Genomic DNA, 22,074 nt, shown 5'->3' on the forward strand with positions numbered 1-22,074 from the left:
AATCCTCAATTCCAAATTGGTATCACCCATATTTTGCCGTTTTACGTCCTATGGATCGATCGGAACAACCATCACTCAGTGGCGATAATATTCACAACTCTGACCCAGCTTTTGCTCAACAGGTGCAAAGGTTACATCAACTAACAGTCTACGGTCGGTGGTTATTTGTCGGCTGTTTATGGCTGACCATTGCGCCTCTTTGCTTGTGGAACCTCCAAGCAGAAATTGCTTTATGGCAACAATACTTTACCTGGGTGGCGGTGCGATATGGACTTGTATACCATCCACTGTCTACCTTTGGTTTAGCTTTTTGTATTGGGATGACAACTGCTGTTTTAATTTGGCAAAGTCGAAATATCCTTCTAGGGCTACCACCGCAGGAAAAGCAACGCTTAGAAAAGCAAGTTTTTCGCATACGCCAGCAAGGCCCTTCTCATCCTTTGTGGAAATGGGTTTGTCAGCCTCTGCGGAAAATTAAAAATTAAAAAATCCCTTAAACAAAGATTAATCCGACCAAAAAAAGCGATCGCGATCTTAAAAGAAGAGAAAAGTCGTCAGCAAGCACTGAAATTTCTGCGATCGCTACAAATGATGTCGCAAAAAATTGAAGATTCATTAGCAAAATCTGTAAAAATAAGGGTTAAAAGTGGTAAAGATACTACTAAAATCGAGCGTTGTAAATGAACTATCCTCAAATTCAATTTAGCGATCGCAAGTCTGAAATCGATCTCGATCAACTGCAACAGCTGTTTAATCTTTCTGCTTTTTGGGCACAAGGACGTAGTATTGAGGATTTGAGTATAGCTATTACTAACAGCGATCCGGTAATTTCCCTTTGGGATGGAGACAAACTAGTTGGCTTTGCTAGAGCAACTTCCGACGGTATATATCGCGCCACAATTTGGGATGTTGTGATTCATCCAGAGTATCGTGGTAGGGGATTGGGAAGCAAATTAGTTGAAACAGTATTAAGTCATCCTCGCATGAGGTGGGTTGAGCGTGTTTATCTCATGACTACTCATCAGCAGGAGTTTTATAAAAAAATTGGTTTTCAATCCAATACGAGTACCACTATGGTGCTACACAACCAACCTAACCTTGATTCCCTACCGTCTGGAGAAATTCAGCTTCAGGAATCACTAGGGGGATAGAGACTTGTACCCTGGTAAATTGTTCATTTTCTCCCTGAGTAGCGGAAGGTACAATTTCCAGCTTTCCTCCCATCACTTCCAAGAGAGTTTGACTGAGTAAAAGCTTCATTCCTGGTGAAAGATTGGGATTCTCTTTCTCAGCGACCACAGGTTTGTCTTCCGCCTGCATAAAATCTATGGATTTGATGAAATCGATAGACTCACTCCAAGGTAGAGCATGAACTGGTATATCTAGCCAAATATATGCAGAATTTTTTGTAGGTGAAGCGTTTGTAGAAATTGAAATTGTCCCTTCTTCCATCTGCACAATTGCAGTGTCTACTAAATTTAGTAATACTTGACGTAGCCAGCGAGGATCTGCCAAAACATAAATTTCTGACTCTGGAAGCGACAGGTGTAGAGAAAAATTGCGATTCGCCGCCAGCATATAAGTTAACTTATAAACTTCCTGCAAAACTTCAGTTAGAGATAGGGGTTGAATATCTAATTTATTGGTGCCATGCTCTACTCTGGCAACATTGAGAATTTCATCAATTAATTTCAGCAGTTTTAACGCTCTTTCGTGAGCTTGGGCAATAAATTCTCGCTCTTCTTCTGGATTTTCGCATAAATCCGACAAAATTAATTGATGTAAACCAATTAAACCATTGAGGGGCGATCGCAATTCATGAGTAGTGCGCGCCAAAAAACCCGCTTTAAACTGGCTAATTTCTTTAGCCATTTGATATGCTAGTTGGGTTTCCTGCAACCTTTGCAGCGCTTGTGATGAAGGTTTTGGTTCTGTTGTTTTTACTAGAGATGAGCTAGGTACAGCCTTGGTAGAGCGTGCAAATAACCAACGGAAACTCATCCCCAGTGCTAGCCCTATTCCTAAATACACCCAATTATTCCAATTCATCATATTTGCCAATCGATCAGCTCTATTCTTTGACCACAAAAATTCAAAATTAAGTTCCTGATGTTCAGATTACCTAATTCATCTCTAGTTTCTAGGTGGATTAGCAAATTTTTCTGTTTTTACATCGGGGAACTGAGCGTCATCTAAGATACTATACATTTCCTCAAGTAGCTTCTTATCTAAATAAAAATAGCCTTAACCCATATAGAGTTAAGACTATTTTTAAGCAAACTGTATTTTTATCAATACTTGTAAATTTCTAGCTAAAAATTTAACTTAATAGCCCCTTGCCGCAAAATTTGCCAATTCATTCCCGTCCATTTAGCTACTGTAGAAGGTACGCCTCCTGCACTTACTTCTAGCTGAGATTCTGCTACGCTCAAAGTCAAAATCCCAGGGAATTGATTCTCAATTTCTGCCATTGTCTGCAAAGCTGGTTGACCAGAAATATTAGCGCTAGTTGTTGCCAAAGGGCCTGTTTGGGACAAAATATTTTGGGCGATCGCACTTGCAGGAACTCTGATACCAATTGTTGTTGGATCGTTAGGGTTCATTACTTTTGGTACTAAGCCTGATGCTGGCAAAACCAATGTTAGCCCTCCAGGCCAGTATTTATCTGTAATTTCCTGCCAAATTTTGTACTCGCGATCGCTACCTTGAACATAAGGCCACAAATCCGATCCGCTAGCAGCCATCAAAATCAAAGGTTTATCTTCACTGCGTTGTTTAGCCTCAAATATTAAGTCTGCTTTTTCTGGTAAAGCTGCGAGTGCAGGAACCGTATCTGTAGGAAAGCTTACTAATTTCCCAGCACGTGCGCCAGCTACTAGAGCCTCCAAGGAAACTTTTGTCATGTTCAACGAGTGCAGAGTTAACAATTAATACATCTAGCGGTTTGCAGCACTTCAATAAAAACTGCGATCGCTCAACACTCAGCATTAACATAAGCTAGGGCAAAGCGTTCAATTCCAGCTAGATCGGAGTGAATTTCGATATTACTATAGCTATCATGATTTTGTAGAATTTCTCTGACTCTATCTGCCTGCCCTGCCATCATCTCAATCAACCATACACCACCAGGTCGTAAATAGCTGGGAGAAATTTCAATTAAATGACGGATGCAATCCAAACCATCAGCACCACCATCTAAAGCTAAATGTGGTTCGTGGAGAATTACTTCTGGTTGTAATGTTGGTAAGGTGCTGGTGGGAATATAAGGCGGATTGGAAACTATACCACTGAACTGACCTTTGAGGAATGAGAGTGGTTCCCACCAGGAACCTTGATAAAATCGAATCCGGTCAGCAAAGCCCAAATTTTGGGCATTTGCCGCTGCGATCGCCAAAGCTTCTGAACTGTAATCTACGGCGTGAATGGTGGACTCTGGAAAGGCATTTGCTAGTCCCAGAGCGATCGCGCCACTACCAGTACCCAAGTCCGCCCAATTTCCTTGCTGTAAAGGTGGGATAGCTTCACTATGATTGGCGGCTGTTACAGCTAAATCAATCAAACATTCTGTTTCGGGTCGAGGAATCAGAACGGCGCTCGAAACAGCAATTTTAAAATTTCGCCAAGGTGAAGCTCCAGCGATGTACTGCACTGGTAAGCGATCGTGTAACCGCCTTTGCCACAACTGCTCTAAATCTTCTAAAGCCAACTTCAATTGAATTTGCGGCCAATTTTTGTAAGATTCTAAACGCAGTGCCAAGCGATCTAAACCTGCTATTTCTTGTAGCAGCCAATCAACTTCCGCTACTGGAACATCTGTGGCGATCGCAGCTTGAATTGCCTGATGACGCCACTGCCAAAGTTGTAAACCAGAGACTACTTTTGGCTGTGTATTCGTCATACCTTAACATTACCTAGGCTTTTTGGGTTGTGAATTCTGAGCAGGAGCCTTAGGCGCATTATTATTCCTAGGCAGTGTCTTAATATATTCTCTAGATTCTGGGGATGGCACTAAGACAACTTGATTTAGCCATGCATCATTTTTATCTTGCAACGTTTTAATCACGCCGTCTACATCTATTACTTGAATATCAGCCTTGGGATATTTAGGCTTCACTTGGTTTAACAAACCTTGTGCATCTTGCTTGCTTAAAAACAAAGGAATTAGCTGCTGATTGCCAGCAGTCAGTTTAATTGGTACATATCCTTGATCTGGCGCAAACCGGACTGCAAACACAGGTACACTCTTAAACTGCTCTACCTTTTGACCACTTTGGCGTAGTATATCCATTGCGCCTTGGATTTCTTGGTCTACAGGTTTAAATGCAAATAAAAGACGGTTGGGCTGATTTTTGCTTTGTTGCAATTGCTGATAAATTACCCCCAAAGGTACTGCTGTCACCTGGAGACTTTTGACAATTTCTTGTACTTTTGGGTCTTTTCCTTGCGTACTCCGCAGATCGTTAATAAATTTCTGGGCTTCTTGGCGGCTCAGATAAACTCCTGTGACTGAACCACCAGCTTTTTGACCGTTTTGATTCTCAGGCAGGGGACGGCTCAGTGGTAAACCTTTTTCGTTAGTTACCAAATATACGGGTACAGAGTCTAATTTCTCTTTGATTTGCTGTTCTGACAATGCCAGCACTGAAAGATTTCCGGCAAAAACTGTTCCCAGAATTGTACTTCCAACTAAACCCAATGTTGCGCCCCAGCGAACCAATGATTTCATGACTACTCCTCGTGTCAACAATTCTATTAACTCAGACAAATAGTTGGTTTTACACAGCACCAACTTGTTTTAGTTATATAGCAATCCCTTAGAAATGTGAAAAATTCGTTGTGCCTATTGAAAGTTAATAGACAGCCCTCAAGAAGTGTTATTTCCTGCCAATTAGGATTGCTATATTATCGTCCTCAACCATTAAAAGTGTTTAAATGGTCTGTTTCTCAATGTCGATCTAGCTATTTTTGCCTTGCACTGCAAAATGCCGTAGATGCTTGTTATATGGCGCTATCTGGTAGCGACAAATTACTCAAATTATTTCAGCGCTAAATGTCATTTGATTGTCTTTACCTAGCTATAAATGACGCCATTATATAGTGAATCGTTCCAGTTGCCTTGAATTTAAACTCTGCTCAAATTGAGATAAATGTATATAAAATTCAATTTGTAAATTACTCTCTGCTAAAGAGCAAATTTGTCTATGATAGCTTGCACAATACATTAAGAGCAGCATAGCCAAATTAAATTACTTAGATTACTCCGAAAAAATATCTAATTTAGAAGCACAGCTATTTACCAAAGAAAAATTCTTATCAATTATTTATTTTTTTTATTGGTTATTTAAAAAACCGTAAATCTATTGATAGATCTACGGTTTTTGCTTTGAAATGCTAAATCGGGATGACAGGATTTGAACCTGCGGCATCCTGCTCCCAAAGCAGGCGCGCTACCAAGCTGCGCTACATCCCGGTTAATTTATCTATTGCCAGTAGTAGAATCTGACTCTTACACAAAGGCTTTAGAATTGATAGCTCCCACAAAAATTAGTGGTACTTGGGTTAACTTAACAAAGCGCTTGCTCGATTATATCAGAGTCAGCAGATATTTACTCAATTTTTTTACCTGCTAACACAAGAGTAATCAAGTTTCGACTTTTATCAAGCCTTCAAGTGCCAACTGAGCTTTACAATCAAGCTAGTTGCTGGCATCTCGATTTAACCTCGGAAACTAATCTTGAGTAGACTTTCGTTATTATAACTATATTTTGGGTGGCAATTTATTTTATTTCTATAGAGGATTTAGTGAGGATACCAGAACATACCTTTTATGCCTTCAGGATCGGCCATAAAACCCATAGTCCGGTAGAAATCAACAACATGAGGGTCAGCAAAGAGAGTGACATTGCTAATCTCTTCACTCCTAAGTTTTTTCAGCACGTATTTCATGAGTGCTTTGCCCAGCCCTTTACCTTGAAAGTCCGGGTGAACGACTACATCCCAGATCGTGGCATTAAAAGCGTGATCGGAAGTAGCACGAGCAAAACCGATAAGCCGCCTTTGGTTTCCTCGCACTTGCCACATTGAGGCTACGAGAAAACTGTGCTCAATAGCTTTTTTTACTTTTCTTAGAGGACGACGCGACCAACCAACAGCATCACAGAGTTCTTCGAGTTCGTACAAGTCTATATCTCGCTCTGTGCTGAAGACGATGCGATCGCTATTTGGGCTGTTGCCCGTAAATTCTGCGCTCATCTCTTCTAAGGGAGCTGTTCTAGTTGTCGCTGTAGATTCAGAAGTACTAAACCAAGTTTTCCAAAAACCCATGCCAACGTGGTTCGGGTAGTATAACTGAATTGGCTTCCACCATCAAAAGTGGCGATCACTTCTAACAACGCTATTTCCATCTAATGCCCCTTACACTCAAGAGATTTTTGGTGTTTCTAGGGTTTTCAATGGCGATCGGTTGCTAGGCGTGTTTTACACCAATCATTTTCAACTTTAGCATTTTGTTGTAAAGCTAGGAGAAATTCAACACAAGGGAAAGATAAAAGAGTGAATTTTTAGATAAAGACAAGCATAAGGAAAGAGTGACTAAAGGATTTTTTGGCAAATTAATCTAGAATTAGACTCTCCCATAAGGTAAATCAGCACAAAGTCAAGCATTTGGGCAGTTAAAAGCCGAGGCACCTTTAAAAGTGCTGACTACGAATCCGAATATCTAAGAGGGGTAATACCCTCTGCTAATTGACCAACAGTATGCTGGAGATTATTGGGAAATAATTTGTCGCCAGCCTCTATCTTTAGATAGGAAAAACAAAAAAGTGTGTGGAAATATTTTAGTGCGCGACACACAAAGACTGATGCTTCCCAGCAAGCAACTTTCTTTGTAGAGTTTCCCAATCTTCTCTGTTCCCAGTCCCTAGTCCCTAGTCCCCAGTCCCCTGGTGGCAAATCTCGCGAGTCTTACCCCCAAGATGGCTTCTGGTTTAAAATCTTCGACTCTGGAACTCCTAAAGCGCTTTAACCGAGCGTTTCCCCAGTTTTATGAACAGTTTGTTAGCAGTGAAATTCAACTGCAAAATTTACGACTAGCCTACCGTCTTTATAAAACTAGACGTGCTGTTATCGAGCTGAAACCGGAAGGTAGCAAAAGCGCCCTGCATTTTGCTTACCGTAACCAGTCTTTTCTCCTCAGCGATATTTTTGGTGTGCTGGCTGCTTACGGGCTGACTATTCACGGTTTAAGTCTGTACGGTCAAATCCGACCACCGATGTTAGTTTTTATCAAACTGCTAGTATCTCGTGGTAGTAAAGCCTTGACCGAGAAAACCGCAGATAATGTCTGTAGGGCAATTCGTGAGGCTCTAGGCGGGCGGTTTGAGGTAGAAGAAATGCTGGCTGTAGAATTTAACCTCGATACTGGCTTAGAGCAAGTACAGACAGAGTTTTATGTCGATCCAGTCTTTCATCTTCCGGCTTTAGTTATTGAAGCTGATAATCAACCCGGATTATTCTACAAAGTAATGTACGCTATCTGGCAGGAAGACCTACTAGTAGTTAATGCCAACTTACTAGTTTGGCGAGGACGTACACGGCTGATTCTGTATTTACTCGGGCCGAATGAAAGTCTGATTCCTGAATATTTGGGTCACAAAATTGCTGAAGGTGTGCGACAGAGGTTACTAGGTAAATGACGTGAACTATCGATCGTGAATTTATGAAGGAGAAAATTTTTCCGCCTTTAGCCTTAATCCTTGTGCATTCCATATTTAATCGCACCCGCCCTTAAAGGTACGATATTAAGTATGGCAACCATAGAAATCTTGGGCGTTCCCCACGCATACGAGCTAACTGCTCCCACATCTTGCCCCCATACTTTAGTTTTTATTCACGGTTGGCTAAATAGCCGTGGTTACTGGCAGCCTGTAATTTCCCGACTGTCAGAAGATTTACAATGCCTTTCTTATGATTTACGAGGTTTTGGTGAGTCCCAGTCCCAGCCAGATACTGAGTTGAGTCAGGCAGAAGTTTCTGTCACTCATGCTCGCAATTTCAATAGTGGAGTTGACTCACCTTTCGATTCTACGTATACCCCATCTGCCTATGCTCAGGATTTAGCAGTCCTTCTGCAACAGCTGCATGTTACCAGTGTTTGGTTGATTGGTCATTCTCTAGGTGGCACGATCGCTCTTTGGGCAGCAGCCCAAATGCCCGATCTCGTTCAAGGAGTGATTTGTATTAATGCTGGTGGTGGCATCTATCTCAAAGAAGCCTTTGAGCAGTTCCGTTCGGCGGGTCAGCGATTTTTACAAGTCCGCCCTCGCTGGTTATCACAAATACCTTTAATTGATTTACTCTTTACCAGAAATAGTGTGGCACGTCCCTTGGAACGTTATTGGGCGCGTCAACGAGTGATCGATTTTGTCGTGGCCGATCCAGAAGCGGCTTTGGGAACTCTCTTAGACTCTACAACTGAAGAAGAAATCAACCGCTTACCTCAACTAGTATCGCAACTGAAACAGCCAGTTTATTTTTTAACAGGTAGCCACGATAAGGTGATGGAACCCAAGTATGTGCGCCACTTAGCCAGCTTTCATCGACTTTTTCAATACTCTGGCGACAATGTCATTGAAATTCCTGATTGTGGACACTTAGCAATGTTAGAGCAGCCGGATGCAGTTGCTAGCCATATCCGGTCAATAGTTAATATTGAAGAAGAGTCAATAATCAATAGTCAATAGTCAAGGGTCAAATAAGCAATATTTATCGATAAAGCACAAATGACAAATGACAATTGTCTATTAACTCGATTGATACAACTTCATTACCTGAGCAAGCGATAACCTAGATTCGACGCCTAGGGTTAAAGGAGATGTGTGCCCTCGCGAAAGATGATCGGCTGCGGCACAGGCAATCATGGCGGCATTATCGGTACAAAATTTTAGAGGGGGAAAGAGGACACGTAAGTTATGTTCGGCGGCTGCTGCTTGTAAGTGCTTTCTGAGTCCACTGTTAGCTGCGACACCTCCACCCACAGCAATTGTATTGAGGCCATAATCAAGGGCACAGGCGATCGCTCTTTTTGTCAGGGATCGCGCTACTGTTTCTTGAAAGCTAGCTGCTACATCTGCTATGGGAATTTCAGTGTGATTTTTTTCTAGCTGTTGTACTAACCGCAGTACGGCTGTCTTTAAGCCGCTAAAACTGCCGTCATAGCGATGATATCCTCCACCTGGTAAAGAGACTTTCCCTTCTGGCAAAGCAAAGGCTTGAGGATCGCCTGTTTGTGCCAAGCGATCGATGACTGGCCCGCCCGGATAACCCAACTTTAACAGTCGCGCTATTTTATCAAAAGCTTCTCCTGCCGCATCATCACGGGTTTCACCTAAGGTTTCGTACATACCACAATCTTTGACGTAAATCAAGCTTGTATGTCCGCCCGAAACGAGTAAGCTAAGAAAAGGGGGATCTAAACTTGGCTCGCTCAAGTAAGTTGCATAAATGTGCCCTTCGAGATGATGCACTCCCAAAAATGGCTTTCTTTGAATCATTGCTAAGGTTTTGGCAGCAGTTAACCCTACCAACAGCGCTCCTACCAATCCAGGGGCACAAGTTGCTGCAATGCCGTCAATTTGCTCCCAATTCATTTGGCTTTGCTCAAAGGCTTGGGCGATCGCCCAATTGATTGTTTCTAAGTGTTGACGGGATGCTACTTCTGGTACTACCCCACCATACTGCTGATGGATCGAGATTTGCGAAGCTATGATACTGCTACAAACTTGACGATTGTTAACAATTGCCACAGCAGTCTCATCACAGCTAGTTTCGATTGCTAAAACGGTTGCCATTGCTATAGGAGAGTAATGAGTAATCGGTCTTGAGTTCTGATTCTAGGTCGGGAATTTTCTCAAATATTACGAAATTTTATGCAGCACTGGGCACTCAGAACTCAAAACTCGATAGGAACTTGGTTGAGAAGCTTTAACTTTTATTTACTTAAACTTTACTCGGTTCCCAGGCAAGAGTATGATGACTTGCTAGTTATGTAAATAAAGACTGTACAAGCCGCTTCGTTTTGTACAAAAAACTTTTTGTTTTGTAATAAAAGGAAACAACTCCATGCGACGATTGTTTGCTTTGATTTTAGCGATTTGTCTTTGGTTCAATTTTGCCCCACCCGCAAAAGCGCTGGGGGCTAATCTTGCACCATGCGCAGACACTCCCGCTTTTCAAGAGCTAGCAAAAAATGCCCGTAATACCACTGCCGATCCCCAATCTGGGAAAAAGCGGTTTGAGCGTTATTCTCAAGCGCTTTGCGGCCCTGAAGGCTATCCCCATTTAATTGTTGATGGTCGCCTAGATCGTGCAGGTGACTTCTTAATTCCCAGCATTCTTTTCCTTTACATTACTGGTTGGATTGGTTGGGTAGGTCGTTCCTATCTACAAGCCATCAAAAAGGGATCTGACGCCGAACAAAAGGAAATCCAAATCGATCTCGGTTTGGCATTACCAATTATGGCCACAGGCTTTGCTTGGCCTGCTGCTGCTATCCAAGAATTACTTTCAGGTCAATTAACGGCTAAGGATACAGAAATTCCCATTTCCCCACGCTAATCATCTGAACTCATTCACTGGTTTTGGAGGCTAATTTTATGGCAGATAAAGGCGACTCATCATCCTATTTGATTAAGTTTATTTCCACTGCACCTGTAGCAGCCACCCTCTGGTTGACAATCACAGCAGGGATTTTGATTGAATTTAACCGCTTTTTCCCTGACCTACTTTTCCACCCACTGCCATAAGTAGAAGACTATATTCTCACAAGCTGAATTTTTGTCTTCTGTCTAATTTTTTATGTAGTTATATTTTTCACCATAGCTAGGTGAAAATATAGCTCAAATAGGCAGTACAAATAATTATTAGAAACTCGTATTCTCTTTACGGAGTACGAGTTTCTTTTTTTAAATTAGCAAAATTAATTTTTCTAAACTTCGCTGACAAAAAGCACCTTTAGCTACAATTATTATTAATAGAAAATGCCACAATTCTAATTTAGAGGCGAACATAAAATATGGCGCAAGCAGTAGATGCATCCAAAAATCTTCCCAGCGATCCTAGAAATCGTGAGGTTGTTTTTCCCGCCAAGCGCGATCCTCAGATAGGCAACCTAGAAACACCAATTAATTCTTCTCCCTTGGTGAAGTGGTTCATTAATAATTTGCCCGCTTATCGTCCCGGTCTAACTCCTTTTAGACGTGGGCTAGAAATTGGTATGGCTCATGGTTACTGGCTATTTGGCCCATTTGCTAAATTAGGCCCCCTGCGCGATACAGCTAATGCTAACTTGGCTGGATTACTAGGAGCTATCGGCTTGGTTGTACTTCTTACCGCTGCTCTATCCTTGTATGCTCACAGCAATCCTCCTAAAGCACTAAGCAGCGTGACTGCAAATCCTCCCGATGCTTTTACTACCAATGAAGGCTGGAACAACTTTGCCAGTGCTTTCTTAATTGGTGGTATTGGTGGCGCAGTAGTTGCTTACTTTTTAACTATCAATTTGGCAATCATTCAAGGCTTAGTTGGTTAAGTAGATCGTCAACGGCAATTAATTGCTAAAAAATGGACACATAATAAAGCTTAGGTCTTTATATGCGTCCATTTTTTGTTTGCCTGAGAAACAATTAAGCTTGGTATTGAAGGTTACAAATTACCCAAATAAATCTGCTTCTAGAGCTTTTAAAGCGGTTTCAAAATCGTCATTAACGATTTGAACGTCAAATTCATCTGCTGCTTTCACCTCTTCTTGGGCGCAGAGCAGACGACGGGCGATCGCTTCTTCAGCATCCTGTGCGCGACCGCGTATGCGTTTTTCTAATTCATCGAAGGAAGGTGGCAAGATAAAAATGCTATGCGCACTAGGGAAAGAAGTGCGAATTTGTCTTGCCCCCTCCAACTCAATTTCTAGTACAACCAATTTTCCAGACCCAACTTGGTTCAGCACAGTTTCACGCGGTGTGCCGTAATAATTACCAGCAAATTCTGCCCACTCTAAAAATTCGCCTTGAGCAACCAATTGTTCAAACTTGCTACGGCTTACAAAGTAATAATTTTTGCCGTTAATTTCTCCTGGGCGAGGAGAACGTGTGGTCATAGACACGGAGTAATACAGTTCCGGATGACGTTGTAACAATGCACGCAATAAAGTGCCTTTGCCAACCCCACTGGGACCCGTTAAAACAATTAGCCGACCGGAAGGCGGGCATTCTGTAGTAGTAGCACCACTCTGGATGGGTAGAACTTGCATCATCCGCTAAACCTGTGAATTAATCGAGAGACATAGATTCTTTAGTCTACTATTTGTTAGCTGTGTAACTCTTGACTAAGGAATTTGCAACACGGGTGACATAATAGTTGTCTAATTCACATGGTACTGCTGATAAGGTGCAAATAGGGTAGGGCTATTAACCCATCGCTACTTAATTATCTACAACTTGATGCTCGCGAGAAATTACGAAACGATTTGCAACAGTTTCTGGCTGAATCGCAGACAGAATGACGTGGCTGGAATCGGTGATAATTACAGCCCTAGTACGACGACCGTAGGTTGCGTCAATCAGTTGACCTCTGTCCCGCGCATCAGTAATGATCCGCTTAATTGGTGCAGACTCTGGACTAACAATGGCAACTACTCGGTTGGCAGATACGATGTTGCCAAAACCTATATTGATTAACTGAATTTCCATAAATAAACTGATGCCAAACTTGGTATGAGTAGCCAGTACATAATTATTTCCATGTTATCCCTAAAAAATTGGAGTTACAACGCTTAAATAAACGCCAGCTTTAGTGTTTAAACAATAATTGCTTTTTTTAGCGATTTCTTAACGGATTTTACTGAAAATATTCCTTAAGACATATGCAGATTCATCTAATACAAGATATACGTAGACACTATTGATAATACATAAACTTTAGATTTTAGATTGAAAATCACTTTCTGTTTACTAGGGTGGTGAATCCACTATCGCAATCATTTTTAAATAAGTATGTGTAAAACAGCAAAAATAAAAAAAGTGTAAGAGATGAATTCCAAGTCCCTTACACTTAAATTTTATATACCTAGAAGTTTAATTCCTCAGATTTTTAAATTTTGCGGCAAGTGTAATTGCATATTTCCTCCCATCAGAACCTTCCAAAACGAAATTTGAATTTTGAATTTTGCGCCGCAGTTGTCGTTTTCAATTCTTGCCATCGTTGTCTCAGTTGCTGCAAGTTAGGAGTGTGACCACCATAACGCCAGCCCACATAGGCTTGACAAATTTCATCTATCACTTGAGCATTTGCTGTTGAATGATGCTGGTATGCAACTTTGGCATACTCTAGAGGTGTTTGTGCTGGATGCTTGCCTAAGCCTTTTTGGTCTGCCCATTGCAGCATTTGTTGATAAAGGCTTTCCATTGGCGACAATTTTTTCAACCATCGACGGTTCAGCCACTCGCGCCATTGTTCCCAACCTAACCAACAGAAGAAAGCTGTTGTAGTGGTCAAGATTAAGCCAGTCAATACACCTAGCCAACCTTGTGAAAATAACGCAAAAAACCAAGCGCTCGCTCTAGTCAGCCAGCTAAATATGATGCTAAACACATAATCAAGCCAACCCCGGATTGGAGAAGGTATCCATCCTGCTACCCATTGCCAAAATTGGCGCAGAACGCTAAAAGTCTGAACATCTTCTATTGATGGGGGTATGAGAGGATGATTGGGAATTGGGTCGAAGGCAAACCAGCCATATTTAGGAATGTAAACTTCCGTCATGGCGTAGGCGTCGGTGTTACGCACAACATACATACCTGTGAAGGGATTAAACTCTCCCGGACTGAATCCTGCTACTAACCGTGCTGGAATACCGATGGAACGCAGCATCACTGTCAGTACTGTAGAGAAATGATCTGGATAGCCGCCTTTGTACTTAAATAAGAAAGCTTCTACTAAGTCTTCTTTTTCACCTAAATAAGGCAAATCAAAAGGATTTTCGGGAATAGAGTAGTTTTGCTTCAGGTATTGGGCTAGGTACAAGGCCTTTTCGTAGGGTGAATCGAGTGTTTTAGTTGATTTTCCTACCCGTTCGCGATTGTAGTTGGCGAGAATTTCTTCGGTGCGTTGCCTAACCTTTTGTTCAATCTCTGGCGGAATTTGCAGATAATGTTTCTGAATCGGCTTGGGATATTTAGTAGAAGCTTGTCCTAATACAGTGCGATCGCGGTATGGGACTTCAGAAATTACTGTATAGGTGAGACCTTCTGATAATTCCACAGGCGATCGCAAGCCATTTTCCCGATCGACAGCGATTACTGATGTGGGAAAGTAAATTTCCTTGGGATAAGTCAGTGCTGGAATCAGATTTGGTAAATCTGCCACTACAGTGTAAGTTTGTACTACCTGCTGGGTTTTGCCGCTAATCGCAGGTGAGGCGAGGAAAATTTGGGATGACCAAGGCGATCGCTTTAAAGTCAGAACATCATCATTGCGAGATACTTCCCATCCCTTACCTGTATAGCGATCGAATCCTAGGACTCGCCAAAAACCCTCGGCTTGCGATCGCACTCGCATCACCACCTTGGGTTTCATTGCTCCCCGTAGGTTTTGGTTAATTTGGCTATTAAAACCGTAATAAAAATTATTATCTAGATTTCCTGGTTTGCCATCTTTAGCTTGACCATCGCCGTTGCCACCACGACCTTGATTTTTGCCATTACCTTGGCGGACATAACCAGGATTGATGATGCTCCGTCCCGTAAAATTATTTTTGACTGCAATGTTAGAACTGACAGGAAAAGTACGTAATTGATAACCAGGGAACCTTGGTAAAACGGCAAAAATCCCCAGTCCCAATCCGAGAATTAACGCGAACAGTAAAAAATAAAAAGGTAAAAGAGAAGACCATTTTTTCTCTTTTACCTTTTGCTTTTTCAAGTTTAACTTCTCTAAGCCGAGTCTTGAGCGATAATCTAGGACTAGAGTTGGCAAAGCGATCGCTAGAAATAACAGCAGCACAGGCGCAAATGCTAATGTTTGACTCAGCGTTGCCGCCACACCTAGTAAGATTAACCCAATGACAATTGAATAGCCCAAGTCCTTACGGCGGGGCATATCAAAGCTGTGGAGTATTTGAAGTTGAATCAATAACTCTGCCAAACTCAGTCGGGTATCATTTAATTCCCCTAACAACCGCCCAAAGAAAGCACCTAGTGCTACTAACATTCCTATGGCGATGCAAAACTTGACTGTAATATTAGGATTGCGGCGACTGCGGTTACTCCAAATTGCACCCATCACACTTGCCGGAATAGCCCAGAGACTAAATTGAGTCTCAGCAGCAATATCGGTCGCCACAATTCCTGTCATTACCAACGCTAGCACTAGCACCCGTAAGGAAATTGAATCTTCCACTTCCATTAAAGGCGGCCCCTGCTTGTTTTGCCGCCAGTAGTCATGTCCTACAGGTAGACGCCAAAACTGATTAATCCTGGATAAGTTAAACATTTAAAGTACGAGCAAAGCGATGATGTAGACGCTAAAGACACAATACTGGGGGTGAAAACCAACTACCCAGCCTCCAGCTGCTACCCTACCCTACTCTATGGAAACGCCTTTAGCGAAGGGGAATTCCCTAAGTAACGTGGTAACAAACTGAAAATGCGCCTACGGGAATCTACTTGTCTTGTGCTAGGTTCTACCAATCAATAGTATGCTTGTGTAGGCTCCCTCAATACCGCTTGTGAAAAAAAGATAAGTTTCAAAACCAGGAAATCATTAATTATCTATTGGCATTTATCAAAGTAGGGTGCTAGCCGTGCGATTTTGCCTATGTTATGGGATTAATGACAAACAACAGCGGCTGTTGGTCTATTTCTGGAAAATCAACTTCTAAAGTATAAATCTGGTTGAGTTGCTGACAGTGTAATTCTACACTTAAGCTTCCCGAACTTGCTGACCGTCCTACTGCCTGGGTATCCTTTCCTTTGAGCGTGAAAACTCCTTGGGTAGGTAACTTACCCTCGACCCGTAGCTTTCCTATCTGTCCCTGAGACTGGTATTCTACTTTTAGGCTGAGAACACCTGCACTAGTTAACCATTCTCTTTCGACTATGGGATTGGTTGCGGAAAGTGGTAGCGTCAAGTTTTCTAACAGTTGTTTAGCAGCTAACAACGATAACGCTATTTGTTGACGTTGTTTTAAATCTGAGTAATCGCTCTGAATATTGGGCATGGTCTCCAGAGCATCTACAGACCGATAAGTACTTCTCAGTACTAATCCAGCTATATCGTTGAGCGTTTGGCTATCGTTAGGAAACAACTCCTCGACTGCCTGAACTAATTTGGCCCCTAAAGGTAGGGAAGATGTCAGCAACACTTGACACTTGTGTAGCAATTGACGGAAAATGCTTTCCGGCAGAGTAACAGGTAAATTAAGCTTTGACTGTTGTGCCACCCATCCCCAGGCTGGAACTAATTCTATAGATGCTTCGTCCGCATAATCGGGATAGTCTATTAACTGAGTTTCCCAGGGGAATAAAGGCGGGTGGTTTTGGATTTGGATTTGTAACCGACGTTTAATGACGGCTTGGAAACGTTCTTGCACAGTAGGAATTTCTCCCAGTTGAAAGGTTTGGGGCGTCCCTCCCGACTCTGGCTCGCCACTTGTTGATGTGAGAGCTTGCTTGAGAGGGTTTTCCACCCCGTCAATTTCCTCACTATCTACCGAAGACGACTTAGAGGTGATGACATCGTCTGCCAACACCCAACTAAGTAACTGGTAATGTAAGGATTCTGAGTCACTATTCATGAGTAGATGCACCCGATCCGGACACTAAAGAGTTACGAATTTCCCAAGCTTGTTCAAGAATCTTAAACCACCGTTTTTGCAATTGTGCCATAGACAAACCTAGAGTTTTCGCGATTTTTTCATCGGGTTGCCCTTGTTGTTTCATATTCAGTAAAGACCGCTGTTTCTCGTCTAACTCCGCTGTATATGTTTGCCACTGTTGGGGAGTTAGACCTAAATTCGTTGGTAAGGAAGCTTCTAACCATTCGTGAACTAATTCCCAACGATGCAACAAGGCAAACCGAATTAAATGATATTTAAAACGCTGCTGTAAGTAATCTCTCTGTCGAGGGGTTAAACCTAAAATTGACTCTATTTCCTGTGCGGATAGATCTTGAAGGCGGAGACTAAAGTAATCGGCACAGTCATTTTGTTGTCGTTGTTCCAAATAATCCAATAACTCTGTAATGACGACAGAGCGCAACGTGTCTTCTTCTGGCTCTGGTTCTGCTTGCGTTGCCATTGCCGAACGCAATTGTTGTACTGCTGGCTCTTCCCAGGAACCATCGGCTTCGTTGGCACTACCTTCTGCCGCTTGTTCGATATCTACACTGGTTTCTGGAGGTTGCTGTTGAGAGAAAGTTTGCGCTCGGAGAATAATTAGCTGTTGCTGACGCCCTGGTAAGGGTATACGTCGCTTACCATAACGTTCGGTAAATGCCATATATTCAGCCAATTCTAGTAGTGTCTGAGGGCGATAGGCACTACCCATTTGGTTTTCCCGCCGGAAAGCGTTCAAGGCCTCCAGATAAAAGCTCTGGAGGAAATCTTCAATGATAGTCAGCCGCCCTTGATAACTCAATTGCTTCTGAGGAGGATTAATGTAACGATAGATAATCGCACTCAAAGTGCTATGTAATTCTACCCTGCCTCGATTTGAACCCAGCTGATAATACCTCAGGCACTGTTGCAGCCTATGGCGGGCTAAGGTCATTGCTGAGTTTTCTATAGCACCGGAAGCTTGGATACGTTTACTTTCGTTGCAAATTCGGTAGACTTCGGAGGCGATTCGTGTTGCCACATCATGGCAATTCTGTTCCGAAGCTTTGGTTGACTGCTGAAGCTCCTTAAATAGGAGTTGAAATATCACCTCCACGCCGATAGAATTCTCTCCCTGAATAGTTGCGGTTGCGGCTGAATTCATAGTCTCTGTTTTTAAAAGACCCTAACATACTTAAACACAACCTGTACGACCGTGGGTGTTGGCTTGATGATTTTGCTTATAAGCTAAACACAAGACCAATCCTGCATTGAGGATTTGGCTTAATTTATTATTCCCAATCACAGTGGGATTATTTACACTTTGCTTTGATTTTATGGCCATTACCCAGGAGCCGTTGACAAGTCATTATGGATTTAGAAGCACAAATTCAATTGTTGATTGATGATGCACCCCACGATGGTATAACACCACAACTTGTTGCAGCAATTGCCCCTGCGCTCAAGGCGATCGCTCATCAGTTACGTTACCCCCAGTATTATATTCTCCAAAGCTTGGAGTCAGAGTGGGTTTTAACTACATTGAGCAACCGAGCAAATCCACAATTAGAAAAGCGGGTAGTTTACGCTTTTCCTACCTTAAAGGATGCCACAGTTACTTCATCTGCTGGGCTGGATTCTCAAGTAATAGCTACAGCCATTCCTGTAACTCACATTTTGTTCCAACTGCTGGCATTAGAACCCGTAGATAGTATAGTGTTTTTTGAGACTCCTGGTATGACTAATAATACAGTCGAGGTGCGACGAACTGACCTACAAAACCAGATTCAACAAAAACTACAACCCAGCAATACCCGAAAACGAGTACCACCCGATATTGCATAAAACCATTTTAGATTTTGGATTCAATTCAAAATCCAAAATCTAAAATTGCTTAATACAGCCGACTCAGTACATAGTCAGCCATATTAATTAAAGCTTGACGCGATTCTGAGGGTGAGAGAACTGCAATATGCTCGGTTGCTACCTTAGCATGGTAAGCGGCTAATTCTCTTGCCTTTTGTATTCCTTGGCTTTCTTGAATCAACCCTAGTGCTTGTTCTAAATCTCCTGATTGAGCAAACTCTCGCTCAATTAGTACTTCTAGATATGGTTTTTCCTTTAAAGCGAATAAAACTGGTGCTGTAAGGTTGCCACTTTTCAGATCTGACCCTACAGGTTTGCCTAATGTATCAGTTGAACTGGTGAAATCTAAAATATCATCCACAATCTGGAACGCTAGACCTAGATGGCGTCCATAGTTATATAAATGGTCGGCATTTTCTGGGGATACTTCGCTAAGTAACCCTGCTGCTTTAGAACTATTGGCAATTAATGAGGCAGTTTTGTAATAGCTCTTGTTGAGGTAAGTCTCTATCGTGATGTTAGTATCAAATCGATTTAGTCCCTGCTGGATTTCTCCAGCCGCCAAATCCATAATCACTTCTGATAGCAGTTTTACAACTTCCAAATTGTCTAAATTTGCTAAATACCAGGAAGATTGAGCGAAAAGAAAATCTCCTGCCAACACGGCAATGCGGTTGCCAAATAAGCTATGAACAGTAGGAACACCGCGTCGCATTTGGGATTCGTCCACCACATCGTCATGCACCAAGCTAGCTGTGTGGATCATTTCTGCGATCTCCGCTAAACGTCGGTGACGGGATGTAATGTCTTGATTTAGCATTGTTGCTCGCGCTATCAGCAGGACGATAGCTGGTCTAATACGCTTTCCCCCAGCTCCAAATAGATGTTCGGCTGCTGCATAAAGTATGGGGTGGCGATTTCCAACTAGCTGTTTGAGATTATCTGCTAGTATTCGCAGGTCTGCTTCCACAGGGGTAAACAGGGAGGTGGCTGGGGTCATGGATGGGCGGACTCTGGCTTAGGTTACGAAAGTTTACATATCCTATACTCATTTTAAGATAACCCTGTGCCTGCGCAAAGTTTTAATCCGGGAATCCCTCAATTTCTAAAGGCTGTACCCTCTTCAGAATTCAAAAACCTGCTGTTTTAGGCTTTTAAAGTATTTTGAGTAAGATTCTGTTTGGTTATGCCATACTAAAATAACTTCCTTAATTAAAAAAATGTATTGTAGAATACTGAAAAATCTTTCAACTCTATAAAATTTTCCTTTTAAGGTAGAATTTATAATCCCGTAACTTTCCAGACTAATGACATCTGTTATCGATAATTTTAAAATCACTTCAAAGTATTTACTTAAGTAATTATACTTAAGATATGGCAATGGTTATCCTTAAGACTGCTATATCTAAGTAAGCAATTTATCTTTTGCCCATATTATGATAGTCTTTTAATAAAAAATTTATTTATAGTAATAAAATAAATCTGTCATTTGTATTACTAAATATAGAAAGATATCTCTATCAGCAAGAAGAAAAAACTAGCACTAAGTATTTCCCAGGTTAGAGGAGTTTTTTCTAGCTTGGTGAACTGATTGAGAAAATTTAAAATTTAGCTATGAAGTAGGCTTAAAAGTCAGGAACGTTGTGTTACGCTAAGATCTAGGGATTTTAAATTTTTCAGATATTCACTCTCAAAAGTAAATTTACCTGTAAGTAATTTTACTTTTAAGAGTTGTGAGTAAATAATCTTGTTGCAGTTATTTTATGGGAGTAATCCCTGATTTGATAGCTGCGACCTGCGAACCTGTTATTTGGAGCTAGACGCTGCCCTTAAGGGGAAAAGCTCGTTTTTATCTTACATTGAGCGTTGGCGTTACTCCAATGAATTAGCGTACGCAGCAATAACGCGGACTAGGTAGACTGCTGAGGAGCGCAGTTAAAAGTTGCCATTTGGCAATTTAGCTGCTCTGCAATGTATGGTCTGCGAAAAATTAATTTAAATGATAAATCCGTTGACCGTGGAGAATTGTTCTCTACGGCGTACTCTAGCATAGCAAACTATAGCCATCAAGAACTAACTTGTGTGGTTGAGGTTTTGCTTAGGTTATTGAATTGCATATTCGTTTAGATAAAGGTGCTGGTAGAACAATGATTTACGGAAATATGCCTATGATGATTTTTATTTTAGCTTCTGGATATTTGTTCACAGTTTACCTACTACTAGCATTGGCAAAGCGAACTGGAAAAAACACTGATGCTAGAGATATATCTTTGGCAACTCAGGGAAAACACCAAGAAGAGTTATCAGTAGCATCGAATGTGACTGAAGTTGTTAATAGTCAATAGTCAATAGTCAAGAGTTTATTGACTCTTGACTTTGGATTTTGGACTTTTGAGTTCATCGCCAATTACCCAACAAAGTCTTGTTGGAGGCGAGATTTTGAAGCATCAGTAAAGCAAACCTCCTCAACTAGTGGGGTGTAGCCTAACCACTGCAATCCCGATTGGGCAAATTGTTGCGCGCAGCCACTAACAGCAAAGCGAGTAGGTAGTGGGGGATGGGTATTCTTTAAACCTAGTAAGTCTAAATCTTGGGCACAAGCTGCTACGACATTCACTGCTGGATCGACTAGCTTGACATGGGAGGGAAGGAGCGATCGCAACACGGGTGCGAGGTGGGGATAATGGGTACAGCCGTAAACTAAAGTATCAATTTCCTGCTTGATTAACGGCTCTAAATAAGAACGTGCTACTTCAGTAGTGTAGGGGTCGTGTATGCGGTTTTGTTCAATTAGCGGTACAAATTCTGGACAACCAACTTGCCAGACTTGAACATTAGGGTCAATCTCTAGTATTGCTTGCTTATAAGCATTACTTTTAGCAGTTGCTGGGGTAGCAATTACACCAATCCGCTTGCCAAGCTGTACTGCGGCCCTAGCGCCTGGAAGGATAACACCGAGAATAGGTAGGTTGAATTCTTCTCGTACTATTTCTAGGGCTAAAGCAGAACTTGTATTACAAGCCATAATTACCATTTTTACCTGCTGCTGCTGCATCCAGGTAAGAATTTCGCGCACAAATTGCAATATCTCTGCTTGCGAACGAATGCCATAAGGCAATCGAGCTGTATCACCAAAATAAATAACTGATTCGTTAGGAAGTTGCCGATAAACTTGTCGCAGTACCGTTAGACCGCCGACGCCACTATCAAAAATGCCAATGGGCGCACGTTGAGGTTCTTGCTCGGAAAAATTATAAAGATTGCCTTCAAAGATGGAAGATGAATACACGGGCTGATATTGGTTGAGGTTTTTTGAATTAAGATACAGGATTTAGTAGCCAACT

Annotated in this window: 23 protein-coding genes and 1 tRNA gene; 9 read left to right on the forward strand and 15 right to left on the reverse strand. The window is 41.9% G+C overall.

Annotated features, from left to right (window positions below):
• The first annotated feature begins 50 nt into the window (after positions 1-50).
• On the forward strand, positions 51-485 hold the full coding sequence (locus AACU33_RS23935) for a hypothetical protein (protein WP_096591197.1): 435 nt from the start codon (positions 51-53) through the stop codon (positions 483-485).
• Positions 486-680: 195 nt separating this feature from the next.
• The gene (locus AACU33_RS23940; RefSeq protein ID WP_096591199.1) at positions 681-1,151 is read left to right on the forward strand and encodes a GNAT family N-acetyltransferase; all 471 of its coding nucleotides are present in this window, start codon (positions 681-683) and stop codon (positions 1,149-1,151) included.
• Here AACU33_RS23940 and AACU33_RS23945 read toward each other — a convergent pair.
• The 6 genes from AACU33_RS23945 to AACU33_RS23970 form a co-directional block, all read right to left on the reverse strand.
• Positions 1,093-2,049: a histidine kinase dimerization/phospho-acceptor domain-containing protein gene (locus AACU33_RS23945; RefSeq protein WP_096591201.1), complete on the reverse strand. Its 957-nt coding sequence runs from the start codon at positions 2,047-2,049 to the stop codon at positions 1,093-1,095. The two genes, AACU33_RS23940 and AACU33_RS23945, sit on opposite strands and share 59 nt — an antisense overlap.
• 263 nt (positions 2,050-2,312) lie before the next feature.
• Complete coding sequence (locus AACU33_RS23950; RefSeq protein ID WP_096591203.1) at positions 2,313-2,903, reverse strand: L-threonylcarbamoyladenylate synthase; 591 nt, start codon at positions 2,901-2,903, stop codon at positions 2,313-2,315.
• A 71-nt stretch (positions 2,904-2,974) separates the two neighbouring features.
• Positions 2,975-3,898, reverse strand: coding sequence for a peptide chain release factor N(5)-glutamine methyltransferase (gene prmC, locus AACU33_RS23955; protein ID WP_096591205.1), 924 nt, complete (start codon positions 3,896-3,898; stop codon positions 2,975-2,977).
• A 9-nt stretch (positions 3,899-3,907) separates the two neighbouring features.
• The gene (locus tag AACU33_RS23960; RefSeq protein WP_096591207.1) at positions 3,908-4,726 is read right to left on the reverse strand and encodes a Tic22 family protein; all 819 of its coding nucleotides are present in this window, start codon (positions 4,724-4,726) and stop codon (positions 3,908-3,910) included.
• A 670-nt stretch (positions 4,727-5,396) separates the two neighbouring features.
• A tRNA-Pro gene (locus AACU33_RS23965) sits at positions 5,397-5,470 on the reverse strand.
• Positions 5,471-5,799: 329 nt separating this feature from the next.
• Positions 5,800-6,324, reverse strand: coding sequence for a GNAT family N-acetyltransferase (locus AACU33_RS23970; protein ID WP_096591209.1), 525 nt, complete (start codon positions 6,322-6,324; stop codon positions 5,800-5,802).
• 650 nt (positions 6,325-6,974) lie between these two features.
• On the opposite strand from AACU33_RS23970, the gene AACU33_RS23975 reads away from it, so the two are divergent.
• Both AACU33_RS23975 and AACU33_RS23980 read left to right on the forward strand, forming a co-directional pair.
• Complete coding sequence (locus AACU33_RS23975) at positions 6,975-7,694, forward strand: hypothetical protein (RefSeq protein ID WP_096591211.1); 720 nt, start codon at positions 6,975-6,977, stop codon at positions 7,692-7,694.
• A 111-nt stretch (positions 7,695-7,805) separates the two neighbouring features.
• Positions 7,806-8,741 (forward strand): alpha/beta fold hydrolase, encoded by a 936-nt coding sequence (locus AACU33_RS23980; RefSeq protein ID WP_096591213.1) that lies wholly within the window; start codon positions 7,806-7,808, stop codon positions 8,739-8,741.
• 60 nt (positions 8,742-8,801) lie between these two features.
• Here AACU33_RS23980 and tsaD read toward each other — a convergent pair whose 3' ends face one another.
• Positions 8,802-9,848 (reverse strand): tRNA (adenosine(37)-N6)-threonylcarbamoyltransferase complex transferase subunit TsaD, encoded by a 1,047-nt coding sequence (gene tsaD, locus AACU33_RS23985; protein ID WP_096591215.1) that lies wholly within the window; start codon positions 9,846-9,848, stop codon positions 8,802-8,804.
• Positions 9,849-10,119: 271 nt separating this feature from the next.
• Here tsaD and AACU33_RS23990 point away from each other — a divergent pair, with 271 nt between their 5' ends.
• The 3 genes from AACU33_RS23990 to AACU33_RS24000 all read left to right on the forward strand — a co-directional run bounded on the left by AACU33_RS23990 (position 10,120) and on the right by AACU33_RS24000 (position 11,587).
• Positions 10,120-10,614 carry a Photosystem I reaction center subunit III gene (locus AACU33_RS23990; RefSeq protein ID WP_096591217.1) on the forward strand — a complete coding sequence of 165 codons (495 nt, stop codon included), beginning with the start codon at positions 10,120-10,122 and terminating at the stop codon, positions 10,612-10,614.
• 38 nt (positions 10,615-10,652) lie between these two features.
• Positions 10,653-10,802 (forward strand): photosystem I reaction center subunit IX, encoded by a 150-nt coding sequence (gene psaJ, locus AACU33_RS23995; RefSeq protein ID WP_096591219.1) that lies wholly within the window; start codon positions 10,653-10,655, stop codon positions 10,800-10,802.
• 269 nt (positions 10,803-11,071) lie between these two features.
• Positions 11,072-11,587, forward strand: a complete 516-nt coding sequence (locus tag AACU33_RS24000; protein WP_096591221.1) for a photosystem I reaction center protein subunit XI — start codon at positions 11,072-11,074, stop codon at positions 11,585-11,587.
• 120 nt (positions 11,588-11,707) lie between these two features.
• Here AACU33_RS24000 and gmk read toward each other — a convergent pair whose 3' ends face one another.
• The 6 genes from gmk to AACU33_RS24030 all read right to left on the reverse strand — a co-directional run bounded on the left by gmk (position 11,708) and on the right by AACU33_RS24030 (position 18,209).
• Positions 11,708-12,307: a guanylate kinase gene (gene gmk / locus AACU33_RS24005; RefSeq protein WP_096591223.1), complete on the reverse strand. Its 600-nt coding sequence runs from the start codon at positions 12,305-12,307 to the stop codon at positions 11,708-11,710.
• A 169-nt stretch (positions 12,308-12,476) separates the two neighbouring features.
• A complete protein-coding gene (remA, locus tag AACU33_RS24010) occupies positions 12,477-12,743 on the reverse strand; it encodes an extracellular matrix/biofilm regulator RemA (protein WP_086688026.1) in 267 nt (88 codons plus the stop codon).
• A 439-nt stretch (positions 12,744-13,182) separates the two neighbouring features.
• Complete coding sequence (locus AACU33_RS24015) at positions 13,183-15,543, reverse strand: transglutaminase TgpA family protein (protein ID WP_339376255.1); 2,361 nt, start codon at positions 15,541-15,543, stop codon at positions 13,183-13,185.
• Between the two features lie 322 nt (positions 15,544-15,865).
• A complete protein-coding gene (locus AACU33_RS24020) occupies positions 15,866-16,846 on the reverse strand; it encodes a PatU (RefSeq protein ID WP_096591225.1) in 981 nt (326 codons plus the stop codon).
• Positions 16,839-18,029 carry a heterocyst differentiation protein HetZ gene (gene hetZ / locus AACU33_RS24025; protein WP_096591227.1) on the reverse strand — a complete coding sequence of 397 codons (1,191 nt, stop codon included), beginning with the start codon at positions 18,027-18,029 and terminating at the stop codon, positions 16,839-16,841. The genes AACU33_RS24020 and hetZ overlap by 8 nt, the downstream gene beginning before the upstream one ends.
• A gap of 30 nt (positions 18,030-18,059) precedes the next feature.
• Positions 18,060-18,209 (reverse strand): hypothetical protein, encoded by a 150-nt coding sequence (locus AACU33_RS24030; RefSeq protein ID WP_339376256.1) that lies wholly within the window; start codon positions 18,207-18,209, stop codon positions 18,060-18,062.
• 26 nt (positions 18,210-18,235) lie between these two features.
• Between AACU33_RS24030 and AACU33_RS24035 the strand changes: the two genes are divergently transcribed.
• Positions 18,236-18,709 (forward strand): hypothetical protein, encoded by a 474-nt coding sequence (locus tag AACU33_RS24035; protein WP_096591229.1) that lies wholly within the window; start codon positions 18,236-18,238, stop codon positions 18,707-18,709.
• Between the two features lie 49 nt (positions 18,710-18,758).
• Here the strand turns inward: AACU33_RS24035 and sds are convergent, their stop codons facing one another.
• On the reverse strand, positions 18,759-19,730 hold the full coding sequence (gene sds, locus AACU33_RS24040) for a solanesyl diphosphate synthase (RefSeq protein WP_096591231.1): 972 nt from the start codon (positions 19,728-19,730) through the stop codon (positions 18,759-18,761).
• A 1,147-nt stretch (positions 19,731-20,877) separates the two neighbouring features.
• Between sds and AACU33_RS24045 the strand changes: the two genes are divergently transcribed.
• Positions 20,878-21,075, forward strand: a complete 198-nt coding sequence (locus AACU33_RS24045) for a hypothetical protein (protein ID WP_339376516.1) — start codon at positions 20,878-20,880, stop codon at positions 21,073-21,075.
• A gap of 62 nt (positions 21,076-21,137) precedes the next feature.
• On the opposite strand, the gene murI is transcribed toward AACU33_RS24045, so the two are convergent.
• Entirely contained in the window at positions 21,138-22,019 is an 882-nt protein-coding gene (gene murI / locus AACU33_RS24050) for a glutamate racemase (protein WP_096591233.1), read from the reverse strand.
• Positions 22,020-22,074 lie beyond the last annotated feature (55 nt).

This window comes from Calothrix sp. NIES-2098 (assembly GCF_963875125.1).
Classification (GTDB): Bacteria; Cyanobacteriota; Cyanobacteriia; order Cyanobacteriales; family Nostocaceae; genus Aulosira.